Annotated in this window: 13 protein-coding genes; 4 read left to right on the top strand and 9 right to left on the bottom strand. The window is 38.1% G+C overall.

Features of this window, described 5'->3' with window-relative positions:
- Positions 1–202 precede the first annotated feature (202 nt).
- From manA to P3R27_RS00855, 6 genes are all read right to left on the bottom strand, one after another.
- Complete coding sequence (gene manA, locus P3R27_RS00880) at positions 203–1156, bottom strand: mannose-6-phosphate isomerase, class I (RefSeq protein WP_034686938.1); 954 nt, start codon at positions 1154–1156, stop codon at positions 203–205.
- Between the two features lie 45 nt (positions 1157–1201).
- The gene (locus P3R27_RS00875) at positions 1202–2221 is read right to left on the bottom strand and encodes a serine hydrolase domain-containing protein (RefSeq protein ID WP_301356609.1); all 1020 of its coding nucleotides are present in this window, start codon (positions 2219–2221) and stop codon (positions 1202–1204) included.
- 194 nt (positions 2222–2415) lie between these two features.
- A complete protein-coding gene (locus tag P3R27_RS00870) occupies positions 2416–3270 on the bottom strand; it encodes a VOC family protein (protein ID WP_023520295.1) in 855 nt (284 codons plus the stop codon).
- 244 nt (positions 3271–3514) lie between these two features.
- Positions 3515–5392 (bottom strand): ABC transporter ATP-binding protein, encoded by a 1878-nt coding sequence (locus P3R27_RS00865; protein ID WP_034686942.1) that lies wholly within the window; start codon positions 5390–5392, stop codon positions 3515–3517.
- Positions 5389–7116, bottom strand: coding sequence for an ABC transporter ATP-binding protein (locus P3R27_RS00860; RefSeq protein ID WP_034686944.1), 1728 nt, complete (start codon positions 7114–7116; stop codon positions 5389–5391). The genes P3R27_RS00865 and P3R27_RS00860 overlap by 4 nt, the downstream gene beginning before the upstream one ends.
- Positions 7117–7131: 15 nt before the next feature.
- Positions 7132–7776 (bottom strand): TetR/AcrR family transcriptional regulator, encoded by a 645-nt coding sequence (locus P3R27_RS00855; protein WP_126134334.1) that lies wholly within the window; start codon positions 7774–7776, stop codon positions 7132–7134.
- Positions 7777–7969: 193 nt separating this feature from the next.
- On the opposite strand from P3R27_RS00855, the gene P3R27_RS00850 reads away from it, so the two are divergent.
- Positions 7970–8278 (top strand): rhodanese-like domain-containing protein, encoded by a 309-nt coding sequence (locus tag P3R27_RS00850; RefSeq protein ID WP_034686951.1) that lies wholly within the window; start codon positions 7970–7972, stop codon positions 8276–8278.
- A gap of 117 nt (positions 8279–8395) precedes the next feature.
- Positions 8396–9016 (top strand): NAD(P)H-dependent oxidoreductase, encoded by a 621-nt coding sequence (locus P3R27_RS00845; RefSeq protein ID WP_034686954.1) that lies wholly within the window; start codon positions 8396–8398, stop codon positions 9014–9016.
- A gap of 130 nt (positions 9017–9146) precedes the next feature.
- Here the strand turns inward: P3R27_RS00845 and P3R27_RS00840 are convergent, their stop codons facing one another.
- From P3R27_RS00840 to P3R27_RS00830, 3 genes are all read right to left on the bottom strand, one after another.
- Positions 9147–9443 carry a bacteriocin immunity protein gene (locus P3R27_RS00840; protein WP_126134335.1) on the bottom strand — a complete coding sequence of 99 codons (297 nt, stop codon included), beginning with the start codon at positions 9441–9443 and terminating at the stop codon, positions 9147–9149.
- 375 nt (positions 9444–9818) lie between these two features.
- A complete protein-coding gene (locus P3R27_RS00835) occupies positions 9819–9980 on the bottom strand; it encodes a hypothetical protein (RefSeq protein WP_164546249.1) in 162 nt (53 codons plus the stop codon).
- Positions 9981–9991: 11 nt separating this feature from the next.
- A complete protein-coding gene (locus tag P3R27_RS00830; protein ID WP_034686959.1) occupies positions 9992–11011 on the bottom strand; it encodes a lactonase family protein in 1020 nt (339 codons plus the stop codon).
- Between the two features lie 136 nt (positions 11012–11147).
- On the opposite strand from P3R27_RS00830, the gene P3R27_RS00825 reads away from it, so the two are divergent.
- Positions 11148–11510, top strand: a complete 363-nt coding sequence (locus tag P3R27_RS00825; RefSeq protein WP_034686961.1) for a PTS glucitol/sorbitol transporter subunit IIA — start codon at positions 11148–11150, stop codon at positions 11508–11510.
- The gene (locus tag P3R27_RS00820) at positions 11510–12667 is read left to right on the top strand and encodes an AI-2E family transporter (RefSeq protein ID WP_126134336.1); all 1158 of its coding nucleotides are present in this window, start codon (positions 11510–11512) and stop codon (positions 12665–12667) included. Before P3R27_RS00825 ends, P3R27_RS00820 begins: the two co-directional genes overlap by 1 nt.
- Positions 12668–12721: the final 54 nt, after the last annotated feature.

Genomic DNA, 12721 nt, shown 5'->3' with positions numbered 1-12721 from the left:
AACATATTTTGTAAGTGATTTCAACAAGCAACTTTTAAACTATAAAACTAACTGTAATTTGTACCTTCTTTATTCTTACATCACTAGAACAGTGATAGCTCATCACTGTTCTAAAAAAAGCGCCAACCAAAAATAGCAAGTCCATTTTCGGTTGGTACGCTTTATTGTTGTCGCTGAACCTAGCAACGACAGTTTTATCTTATTATTTTTTTCCTGGCTCAGAAGCGATGATCGAAAGTTCTCCTTGAACTTTCCACTCCGTGATATCGCTTGGTAAGATCGCACTTGTTCCTTTTTCTAATGGGTAGGTTTGGTTGCCTGTCACCAATTCTCCCGCACCATCAATAACTGTCATCAATGTATACGGTGCTTGTTTTTTAAAGGAGGTGATTCCTTTGATGTCCCACTCGTAGACGTTGAAAAATTCTGTTTCTACGTAAGTGACGATCGAAGAGTTCCCCTGACGGATCTCTTTGATCTGTAACTCAGGAGCTTTTGCTGGTACTGTTGTTACGTCGACCGATTGTTGGATGTGTAATTCCCGAGTATTTCCTTGATCGTCTTTGCGATCATAATCATAAACACGATAAGTTGTGTCTGAACTTTGTTGTGTTTCTAAAATCATGATCCCTTTACCGATTGCATGGATCGTTCCACTTGGTACGTAGAAAAAATCACCTTTTTTGACAGGAACTTTTTTCAATAAGTCATCCCAGCGACTATCTTGGATCATTTCGGCTAATTCTTCACGTGTTTTTGCATGATGACCATAGATGATCTCTGCACCTGGTTCGGCATCAATGATGTACCAGCACTCTGTTTTTCCTAGCTCTCCTTCATGTGCCATACCATAAGCATCATCCGGATGAACTTGAACAGATAGATCATCTTCTGCATCTAAGATTTTGATCAATAGCGGAAAAACTGGTTCTGTTGGATGACCGAATAATTCTTTATGTTCTTTCCATAGATCATCTAGTTTCCAGCCTTTGAATGGGCCATTTTCAACGACACTCACGCCATGAGGATGGGCACTGATCGCCCAATCTTCCCCAATTTTATCATTTGGGATATCAAAGCCAAAAACAGTACGTAAGCGACTGCCTCCCCAGATTTTTTCTTGAAAAACAGGTTTTAAAAATAATGGTTCTTGCATACGTCAAACTCCTCTCAATTTTCAATTGCTATTATAGCATTATTTTCAGTGTAACGCTTTCTCTTGTAAATAAATTTCAATGATTTCATCCCGACATTTTAGATATTCTTCACGATGATCGTTTGGATGCAGGCGATTAGATAGAAAGATGAATGCTTCTTGATCGATTGGGTCGATCAATAGAAATGTCCCTGTATAGCCTGTATGGAATAGTAATGGGTGGCCATCCTTTTTATCTTGTTTTAAAGCCCAGCCGAGTGAGCGACCACCTTTACCAGTTGGCGTATGATCAGCCAATAAGGAACGGATGGTTGTCTCTTCCAAAAAATGACCAGAATCTAGCTTTCCGTATTGAAGATACATCCGGACAAACTTCTCACAATCCGCAAGATCAATAAATAGACCCGCATTACCTGCATGTTCTGCTAACACTCGTGCTTTTGGATCATGTGTCAAGCCATGGATCACCTCACCAGAAGGAAGCTGTTCAGTAGGAACGATCCGTTCTGAAGGACGTGGTAAGAATAAGCTATTTATCATTCCTAACGGTGCTAGTACTTGTTCTTCAAAAAGCTCGACCACCTCCTCCTGGAAAATCTCCTCTAGCATCAATCCTAAAAGAATTGTGCCTGTATCTGTATAGTGAACTTCGATGCCTAATTGATTGCCTGGTTGAAGTTTCAAATAAGCTGCAATCAATTCTGTTTGTGATAGACGATCTCGATCAGGAATAAATGTCTGGATGTCTGAGGTATGTGTCAATAAATGGCGAATCGTGATCGTTTGATTCTCAAAAGTCGGCAAGTACGTATGCAAAGGTTCATCTAATTCAACTTTCCCGTCTTCGATCAATCGCAAGACAAGACTTGTCGTTGCAATCACTTTTGTTAGGGAGGCTGCATCAAAGAGCAAATATTCAGTCATTGGTCTGACTGTAGGAATGATCTGCGCATCACCTGCAATCACTTTTCCAATCTGATCCCCTTTAATAAAAGCAGCGACGACCCCTGGATAATATCCCTCGTTCATTTTTTTTAGTATATATTCTTTCGTTTTAGCGTACATAGTTTCTCCTTATTTATCTCTGGATATGCTTGTTTGCTCCCCAAGCATAATTCTTTCTTCCATAAGAATCAATTGTTTTTCTCATTTATCCCAGTATTTAGTGGCTGACATAAAAAAGCAGGAAACTTTCAGCATCAGCTGAATTTTTCCTGCTTTTTCCAACGGTCGAGCAATCGACTGATCCTAACCACTGTTCATTGGATAACATTAGTTGCTTTTGTTTCGTCCACGAACCACCATTCGATGCCAATTGCATCATACAAAGTCAAAACTTTTTGTTTTTTGTCAATGTAAAAATCGATCGTTTCTGTGTTCAAATGTGCAATCAGACGTTGCATACTCTCTGGATCAACAACAAATTTCAAAAAGTCTAAGCCTAAGATTTCATCAGTCGGTAAGGCAATCACTGGACTCTCAGCTTGAGTCAATCCTACATGAAAATCACCTTTATTCAAGATAAATTCTTTCTCTTCCTCTTTATGCACAGTCAGACCTAAAAGCTCTGATAAAAATTCTCGTTCCTTTTCCATATCTAGTACATTTAGGTGGACTTTTTGGAAATAAGTACCAGCAGATAATTTCTTAAAGCGTTCATTTGATTGTCTTAATAGTGCTTCTTGGTCTAATTGTTCCACCGCTTGTTCTTGTGAAGTATGAGTTTCTTCATGATAGATCTCTAACATATTGCCTTCAGGATCTTTCAATAAAATACCGATTCTGCCATCACTTTCCAGTGCTTCTTCGATCGTTTGATTCGTTTGGCGAATGCGATACAGCACATCTGCCATCTCTTCTAATGTTGGAATGATCAAAGAAAAGCGGTTGAGCTTTTTGATTTCCCCAAAGTGATCATTTGCTCGTGGACTTTCCTCTAATAATAACATCTCGCTGTCATTCTCTACTGTACCGAAAATCGCTAATTCATTTTCTTCTCTCTTTAAATCGAAACCAATCGTGTCTCTATAAAACTCGATCATTTTATCACGGTCTTTTACACGTATCGCAATACTTTTCAAATAAGTAGTAGACCCCAAATCAAAAACTTTCATAATTTCTTGCTCCCCTCTACGTTAAGCTTTATTTTAACGATGCTTCTCTTTTCTTTCAAGCAATATCTTATTTTTTGTTGAATTAATTCTCAGATTGTCTTATTTTTTAGCTAATTATCAGAATGGGAAGGGAAAATCATTCTATATGTAAGAAAAGCGGCGAATCTTTGATAAAACTTTTTTACCTTTTTAAACGCCGCTTTCCCATAATCCTATAAAGATTATTATAACTTATTTTATCTTATTATGAAGCTTCTTCTGTAAACTGACTATTATACAGATCAGCATAGAACCCATCTTTTTCCATGAGCGTATCATGGTTTCCTGTTTCAACGATCGATCCTTGGTTCATCACGATAATATTATCCGCATCACGAATCGTTGATAATCGATGCGCAACTACAAAACTTGTACGATTTTTCAATAAACGGTTCATCGCTTTTTGAATCAAAATCTCCGTACGAGTATCGACACTCGAGGTTGCTTCATCCAAGATCAAGACATCTGGATTTGCTAAGAATGCTCGGGCAATCGTAATCAATTGACGTTGACCTTGTGAGATGTTACTTGCATCTTCATTTAAGATCGTATCATAACCGTCAGGTAATTTGCGGACAAATTCATCGACATGGGCAGCTTTTGCAGCTTCGATCACTTGTTCATCCGTCGCATCATCATTTCCATACTTGATATTGTCATAGATCGTTCCAGTAAATAACCATGTATCTTGTAGTACCATTGAGAATTGCGCACGTAATACATCACGAGAAACATCTCTCGTATCGACACCGTCATACCGAATGCTTCCGCCTGAAACATCATAAAAACGTTCCAATAGATTGATCAAAGTCGTTTTACCAGCCCCAGTCGGACCAACAATAGCGACCATTTCACCTGGCTTCACATCCAAATTGAAATCTTTCATCAATAAATGATCTGGGGTATAACCAAACTGCACATTTTCAAAACGAACTTTGTACGGTGTATTTTCTTCGACTGGTAAACCAGATTTTTCATTTGTCATCTCTTCTTCATCTAAGACTTCAAACACACGTTCAGCCGAAGCTACTGTTGATTGGATCGTATTCATCAAGCTTGCCAATTGTGTGATCGGTTGAGAAAATTGTGTCGTATATTGCAAGAATGCTTGCACATCCCCTAAGGCCATATTCCCATTGGCTACTTTGATCCCACCAAGAACAGCCACAAAAACGTACCCTAGATTTTTAACAAAATTCATCAGTGGCATGATGATTGCTGAAATGAATTGCGCTTTCCAACCAGCAGAATACAAGTTTTGGTTTTCAATTTCAAATACAGCTTGGTCTTTTGCTGTATGGTTGAACGTTTGGACGATCGTATGTCCAGCATAGGTTTCTTCGACTTGGTTGTTCAATAATCCTAAACTCTTTTGTTGATCCGCAAAGAAAACTTGTGATTTCGGTGCAATAACCATGACAATGATCAAGCTTAATGGAATCATCAATAAAGCGACTAATGTCAGTTGCCAACTGATGGATAGCATCATAACGATGACCCCGATCAGTGTGACCGCACTTGTGACAAATTGAGTCAAGTTTTGTTGTAACGTGCTGGCGATATTATCCATGTCGTTGATTGCTCGAGACATGATATCCCCATTCGTATGTGTATCGTAATAAGAGATCGGCACACGATTCATTTTTGTCTCTAAATCATGTCTTAACTCATATACCGTACGTTGCGACACGCGAGTCATAATGAACTGTTGCAAGAAGTTGAACACGGCAGAAATCAAGTACATGACAATCACTGTCGCAATGATTTGACCAATTTTGTCAAAATCGATTGGGAATTTCGTGACTTGTTGCCCTTCTTGCATTTGTCTTGCGCCAAGCATCACACCGTTAAAAATTTCTGTGGTTGCTTTCCCTAATACTTTTGGTGTCTGGATTTGGAAGACGACCGCTGCAATCGCTAAGACAAATACAGCTATGATCGCTACTAAACGCTTAGACATATAGCCGAATAACCGGCGAACAGTGCCCCAAAAGTTTTTTGGTTTTTCTCCTTTCGCACCAATGTTACGTCCTGGTCCACCACCCATTGGCCCTTGAGGAGGTCGATTGTTTCCTTTACTCATGCTAAATCCTCCTCTCTCAATTGTGAGTTGACGATTTCTTTGTATGTTTCATTTGTTGCTAGTAATTCTTTATGCGTTCCTTTTCCAACAAGTTTTCCTTCATCTAATACTAAAATCGTATCTGCATCCATGACGGTACTTACTCGTTGCGCCACTAAAACGGTGATACTTTCTGTCATATTTTCTTTTAGTGCTTGACGGAGTTTCGCATCTGTTTTGAAGTCGAGTGCTGAGAATGAATCATCAAAGACATAGATATCTGCTTCTTTTACTAAGGCACGCGCAATGGCTAATCGCTGTCTTTGTCCACCAGAGAAATTTCCGCCACCTTGTTCGACATGACTATCTAAACCATCTTCCATTTCAGAGACAAAGTCTTTTGCTTGGGCGATCTCTAATGCTTTCCAAATCATCTCATCTGTTGCGTCTTCTTTCCCATATTGCATATTCTCACGAATCGTTCCAGAAAAAAGGACAGCTTTTTGGGGAACAAATCCCATCAATTCACGCAAGTTATATTGCGTCATATCAGTGATGCTCGTTCCGTTGATCGCGATCTCACCCGATTCAATATCATACAAACGTGGGATCAAGTTCACTAATGTCGTTTTTCCTGAACCTGTTCCTCCAATGATCGCTACGACATCCCCAGAGGACGCCTCAAAATCAATGTTTTCCAACGCTAGTTTTTCTGCGCCGTGGTAACGATAATCGACCTTTTTGAAGGATAAAGTTGCATCTTTTCCAGCTAAAGCAACTGTTTTTGGTTGTTCTGGATCAACGATACCCGCGTCTTCTTCTAGTACTTCATTGATCCGATCAGCCGAAGCTTGGGCACGAGGAACCATGATAAAGATTGCTGATAGCATCATGAAACTAATCAAAATTTGCATCGCATAAGTCATGAAAGCAATCAGATTGCCGACCTCTAATGTCATATCCGCTATGTAGTGCCCACCAAACCATGTGATCGCTACGTTCGTCCCACTCATGATCAACGTCATCAATGGCATCATCAATGCAACAATCGTGTTGACTTTGATTGCCGTATTTGTATAATCCTTATTCGCTAAATCAAAACGATTTTCTTCAAAACGTGTTTTGTCAAATGCCCTGATGACACGTACACCGGTTAATCCTTCACGAAAAACAAGGTTTAAGCGGTCCGTTTTCTTTTGCATGCTCTTGAATAGAGGAACAGCAAAATACATGATACCACCGATCAAAATGATCATGACAGGAATCACGACTAAGAAAATCCTAGTCAGTTGATGGTCCTTTTGATAAGCAAGGATACTTGCCCCAACAAGAGTGATCGGTGCATTGATCATCATCCGTAAAAACATTTGCATCACCAATTGGATCTGCGTCACATCATTCGTTGTACGAGTGATCAATGAAGCTGTTCCATACTTGTCGAATTTGTCTTTCGTCAAATTTTCGGCTTTTTGATAGACTTCTGTTCGTAATTGTTTTCCTAACTTTTGAGATTCTCGTGTAGCAAAAAACGTATTGGCAATGGCGGCTAAAATACTGATCAAAGAAAATCCGATCATGACAAATCCCGTCTGCCAAATATAGTCGATGTCACCTTTTGCTACGCCTTTGTCAATAATATTAGATGTTAACGTTGGCAAATAAAGATCTGCTAACACTTGAATAATCATAAAGACCGTTGCAGCAATCGCTGAGGTCAATGAAATTCGCTTGACAATTTTTAGCATTCTTTCCCCTTCTTTCTATTTATAAGCGCCATCTTTTATCCATGACAGTTTTAGATTGAATTCTGCAATGGCTTGTTCAACAGAATACTCCTCAGAGGTTGAAAATGATTTATAGGCATGCGCAATCGTTGTAAACAGTGTACTCATGACTAACTGAAACAATAATTCCATTTCATGGTCATCTTTTACTCTAAGATGGGAACGATCAATCAAACCAATCAACTCTTTGGACGCTTTTTTATGATTTTTATGTGGTGATGAACGATGTCCTTGTGGATGCGGCACGACTTTTCTTGAAGCACGGTAATCCATGTGCATAAAAAGATGTTTGTAAAACGCAGCATTTTCACCTTCTAGAATATCTCGAATCATTTTTCCAAAGTAAAGTTCAAAACCGATAAATAGGTCTCCATTCGATTCTTTGATTAGTTGAATCATATTTTTTGTACTATCACTACGAACGGTTTCAAAATAATAAAAATAAAGATCTTCTTTATCTTCAAAATATTGATAAAAACTACCTCTAGAGATCCCCGCAAGTTTCACGATTTGTGCAATCGAAGCTTCATTCAATGGTACTCTTGAAAATTCGACCCTGGCCGCTTCTAATAGCCTTTGCTGTTTTTCTTCTGGTAGATGAAAAAAAGTCTGTGTCGGCATCGTTTATTCCTCCCCACATAAAAATGACACGTTGTCATATGACACCTTGTCATTATAACACCATCTGAATGTTTTGCAAGTCATTTACATTCTTTTTCATAATTATTAAAAAAAGAATAAATCGAGTAAAAAGATTTGTTTCTTCTATTCTATACATCTAAAATAGGATCATTATATAAAAAGGATGAACGCCATGATCAAATCAATAACCGTCCACGAACTCTATTTCGTCTATCAAAAGAAGGATGTTGTGATTCTAGATGTCCGAAAAACGAATGAGTATATAAAAAAACATCTAAGTCATTCGATATCCATCCCTATTACCAGTTTGCCAGCCCAATTAAATAATCTCGATACAAAAAAACACTACTACATTGTCGGAGCATCTAACCATTCGGCACAAGAAATCACTAGTTACCTAATAGAAAACGGATTGCAAGCAACTTATGTGATCGATAACATGAAGTTATTTGAAAGTCGTGAATTAACTAGTCCTCTTTGATCGTACTGGAAAATAACTTACTTTTTATCAGTAAAAATACTTGATAGCCTTTTCTGTTTCAAGTAAACTGGTATTGTTAGCAGTAAAGTTAACAATTACGACTAAAGGAGAGAGATTATGGCATCAGTATTAGTAATCAAAGGACATCCACTAACTGCACAAGAATCACGTTCAGTTAACGCATTAACTAGTTTTTTAACTAGCTACAAAGAAAACCATCCAAACGACGAGGTAACTGTTTTAGACCTTTATCGTGATGATATCCCAGAAATTGATGAAGAATTGCTTTCTGGATGGGAAGCGCTTCGTGCAGGTGCAGATTTCTCTAGTCTATCTGAAAACCAACAACAAAAAATTGCTCGTTTCAACGAATTGACAGAGCAATTCCTAGCAGCAGATAAAATCGTTATTGCCAATGCTTTATGGAATTTGAACATTCCTACAAAATTAAAAGCTTGGTTTGATACAGTCAATGTTGCTGGTAAAACTTTCAAGTATACTGAAAATGGTCCTGTTGGCTTAGTTACTGGTAAAAAAGCACTACACATCCAATCAAATGGCGGAATCTACAATGGACAAGATTTTGCTTCTCAATATGTAAAAGCAATCTTGAACTTTGTCGGCATCGAACAAGTCGACCAATTATTTATCGAGGGAATCGACTATACACCTGATCGTGCGGAAGAATTGATGCAGGCTGCCTTAGATAAAGCAACGGCATTTGGTAAAGACTTCTAGTCACTATTAAGTAAGTCTTTCTCTTAAAACGTTGAGAAAATAAAAAGGATTTCATGAACATTCACAATAAATGTTCATGAAATCCTTTTTTATTTGTTGCAAAGTGGCTGATCTGTGACGCTAAAATTAATTAATAACCATATCTAATACTAGAGATAGCCATCAGTTCATGTAGCTTTTCGGATTGATGCTCGTTGAGAGAGGCACCATCTTTTTTCAATGCATTAGATATATCTAAGTTCATACGGCTTAAAATGAACGGCACTGATGCTCCATCATTTTGTAATTTTTCTAGATAAGCGTGTAAAACCTCTCTAAGCGATTCATTTCCACGGTCTAACGCTAAATCAGCTATCAATTCATTAATGATTGTTTCTGCTCTTTTGCGTCGATCGTTTCCACTAGAAAACCATCTTAGATGACTCATTTACTGTTGCTCCTTCTCTTAATTTCAAGGAATATTACTATAGTCTTACGCAAACTAAACTTTGGTTGAAATCAGATGTTATTAAAAGAAAGAGTTCAAAAAACATCTATTTGTTTTTTGAACTCTTTCTTGAACCAACTAAATAGGCAATGGAGAATCCGAAGAACATACCTAAAGTAATCCACCATTTAAATGGACGATTTAATAGATAGGATAAGCCCCAGTTTAAAAGTAGTGACAAAAGAAACGCACCAAAAATCATTTTCAACTCTTTCATACGTCTCCCATTTTTATCGAACTAAACAGCTTTGGCATGCTAGCGTGTTAGTTCAAGATAAGATAGAAATCATTTTACTCTCGGCTATATTTCCTTCTTTAATTTTCAACATTACGAACATAGTCATCAAAATACTGGATCAAATCACTTTTGATCTTTTGGTATTCTTCTTTACTATACTCTTTGTCTTCGATTTTTCCTTGAAAAAACGGAATCTCTAATTCTTCGCGTAAACGGTCTAACACTTCTTCTTTATTCATGTCACTACTCCTTAATCAAAGTAAACACAGACACACTCAGGTGCATAGATGTCTTTTTGGATCAATGTCAATTCTCCAGTTGTAGCATCACGTTTATACAAGGTAAGATTATCCGTATTCTGGTTGGCACATACTACGTAATCATTTTCTGGATCTAAGGCGAAATCTCTTGGGAAATCTCCTTCAGTTGAGATCGTTTGTACGTGTTCTAAATGTGAACCTTCTTCATTCACAGCGAATACAGCAATCGAATTATGTCCCCGATTTGATGCATAGACAAAACGTCCATCATTTGAAATACGGATGGCAGCACCACCATTTTCTTCGGTGAATCCTTCAGGTAATGTGCTGATTTTTTGCACTTCTTTGAATTCGCCTGTTGTTTCATCATAGGAAAGAACACGAACTGTACTGTCTAACTCACCAAACAAATAGGCGAATTGATTATTAGGGTGGAAAACTAAATGACGTGGGCCGGTTCCTGGCTCTACTTCTAATACAGCTTTTACAGCTAATTTACCCTTTTCATCGACATCATATGTGTACACACGATCAGTTCCTAAATCACAAACTGCTAATCGTTGGTCAGGTGTTAAATCTGTGTAATGAACATGAGCATGATCTTGGTTTTTGTGTGGACCAGTCGGTTCTTGATGAAAGACTGCGTCTGTCGCCTCTAAACTGCCGTCTTCAGTGATACGATAAACATTGACTTCTCCTTTATGATAATTTGCGCCATAAACCAGTTGGCGTTGCTCATCGACTGTCACGTAACACAAAGGTGCGCCGGCTTCTGTTACCGCATTCAAAAAATTGTATGAATGATCGTATGCACCAACTCCACCTAACCCATCGACACTTGTTACTGTGTAAAGATTACCTGCATCGCTTTTTGCCACATACGTTGGGCTATTTTCTTTTGTCACTAAAGTTAGATTCTCTAAAGTGCCTTTATCTGTATCTAATTCGATTTGATAAATCCCTTCACTTTTTCGTCTTGTATATGTTCCTAGAATGATTTTTTTTATCATTTTAATCCTCCTCAAATTAAGAATTCTAATTTATTCTATCATACATCCATTCATGTCGTTAATCAAAGAGAATATGTTATACTGTTTTTGTAACCATAGAATCATTGATTTTTTAGGAGTAAAGGAGAGAAATGAGATGACTCAAGCAACGATAACAGAAATTGGCACGTCAGCAATCAATTCAGAGGAACCTATGCTGATTTTATTCGATCAGTCGGCAACATCTGCGTTGCGCGACTATACGATTATTCAAGAGTTTAGTGCAAAAGAGAATTTTTCACTTAATCAAGGTGATCAAATTTCTTTTGATCATCAAGAATATACCATCGAACATGTTGGTCCTTTGGCCAATGAAAACTTAACAACGGTTGGTCATGTGACCCTGGTTTTTGAACAACCACCAGCAGGTGACAGAATCGTCAATGGAATCTATTTGTCCCCCTATCAACTACCAGAAATCACTGTTGGCACGACCATCGATTATAAGCAGGTGAACTAATGGAAGAGGATAAAAAGAGAAAAATCAAACCTGTTTCATGGTTTTGGCGTTGGTTTTTGAATAATCAAGTAGTCACGGCTTTATTAGTCGTTCTTTTGGTCTTACTGATCGTTTTCTTATTTACGAAAGTCTCTTATCTTTTTGAGCCCATTTGGCAGTTTCTAGCGATCGTTAGTTTACCGATCATTCTATCAGGTATCTTATATTACCTGATGAATCCTGTCGTCGATTATTTTGAAAAGAAAAATATCCCAAGGCTCTATAGTATCATCGGTTTATTTATACTTGTTGTCGCTTTGATCGTATGGGGAAGTGTAGTGATCATCCCGAAAATCCAAGAACAGACCGTCAGCTTTGTCAGCAATTTCCCACAATACGTCGAGACCATCGATGATAAATTAACCGAGATTTTTCGTGATCCACTATTCAGTCAATTCAGAGAGCAACTGGAAAATACAGGCGATCAGTTTATGAGTTCTGCTGGCGATATTTTACAGAATCTATCAAAAAGCACCGTTCAAAGCTTAGGGAGTTTTGTTGGCGCTGTAGCTACGATCGTTGTTGCCGTATTGACGATGCCGTTTATTTTATTTTATCTGTTGAAAGATGGAAAACAATTAGCACCTTATTTGGTTAAGTTCTTACCCAATCGCATGAGAGTGCCTACGTTAAAAGTCTTAGGTGAGATGAACAGCCAAGTCTCTTCTTATATTCGTGGACAGTTGACTGTGGCTTTCGCAGTTGCGGTGATGTTCATGATCGGATTTGCAATCATCGGGTTAGATTATGCTGTCACTTTAGGGATCATTGCCGGTTTCTTGAACTTGATCCCTTACTTAGGCTCATTTTTAGCGATGATCCCTGCGGTATTTTTAGCTATCGTTGCAGGACCGATCATGTTGGTCAAAGTATTGATCGTTTTCGCCTTAGAACAAACCATCGAAGGCCGTTTGATCTCGCCACTTGTACTTGGTAATCAGTTGTCGATCCATCCAGTGACGATTTTACTTGTCCTATTAACATCCGGAAAATTATTTGGTGTGGTCGGTGTGATTTTAGGGATACCTGTCTATGCCGCAGCGAAAGTATTGATTTCTCATATTTTTGAATGGTACACTACGATTTCTTCCCTTTATGAAGAAAAGCAACAAGAATAAATTAAAAGCCGAGATGATCGAGAATAGGAACCCTATTTTCAGTCGCCTCGGCTT

The sequence above is a fragment of the Enterococcus spodopteracolus genome (assembly GCF_030441955.1).
GTDB classification, from domain to species: domain Bacteria; phylum Bacillota; class Bacilli; order Lactobacillales; family Enterococcaceae; genus Enterococcus_B; species Enterococcus_B spodopteracolus.
Note: the sequence above shows the minus strand (reverse complement) of the source record. Positions and strands in the feature narration are given on the sequence as shown.

Coding starts and splice junctions, on each gene's coding strand:
- manA (WP_034686938.1), bottom strand. CDS start 1,156: ATGCAAGAACCATTATTTTTAAAACCTGTTTTTCAAGAAAAAATCTGG.
- P3R27_RS00875 (WP_301356609.1), bottom strand. CDS start 2,221: ATGTACGCTAAAACGAAAGAATATATACTAAAAAAAATGAACGAGGGA.
- P3R27_RS00870 (WP_023520295.1), bottom strand. CDS start 3,270: ATGAAAGTTTTTGATTTGGGGTCTACTACTTATTTGAAAAGTATTGCG.
- P3R27_RS00865 (WP_034686942.1), bottom strand. CDS start 5,392: ATGAGTAAAGGAAACAATCGACCTCCTCAAGGGCCAATGGGTGGTGGA.
- P3R27_RS00860 (WP_034686944.1), bottom strand. CDS start 7,116: ATGCTAAAAATTGTCAAGCGAATTTCATTGACCTCAGCGATTGCTGCA.
- P3R27_RS00855 (WP_126134334.1), bottom strand. CDS start 7,776: ATGCCGACACAGACTTTTTTTCATCTACCAGAAGAAAAACAGCAAAGG.
- P3R27_RS00850 (WP_034686951.1), top strand. CDS start 7,970: ATGATCAAATCAATAACCGTCCACGAACTCTATTTCGTCTATCAAAAG.
- P3R27_RS00845 (WP_034686954.1), top strand. CDS start 8,396: ATGGCATCAGTATTAGTAATCAAAGGACATCCACTAACTGCACAAGAA.
- P3R27_RS00840 (WP_126134335.1), bottom strand. CDS start 9,443: ATGAGTCATCTAAGATGGTTTTCTAGTGGAAACGATCGACGCAAAAGA.
- P3R27_RS00835 (WP_164546249.1), bottom strand. CDS start 9,980: ATGAATAAAGAAGAAGTGTTAGACCGTTTACGCGAAGAATTAGAGATT.
- P3R27_RS00830 (WP_034686959.1), bottom strand. CDS start 11,011: ATGATAAAAAAAATCATTCTAGGAACATATACAAGACGAAAAAGTGAA.
- P3R27_RS00825 (WP_034686961.1), top strand. CDS start 11,148: ATGACTCAAGCAACGATAACAGAAATTGGCACGTCAGCAATCAATTCA.
- P3R27_RS00820 (WP_126134336.1), top strand. CDS start 11,510: ATGGAAGAGGATAAAAAGAGAAAAATCAAACCTGTTTCATGGTTTTGG.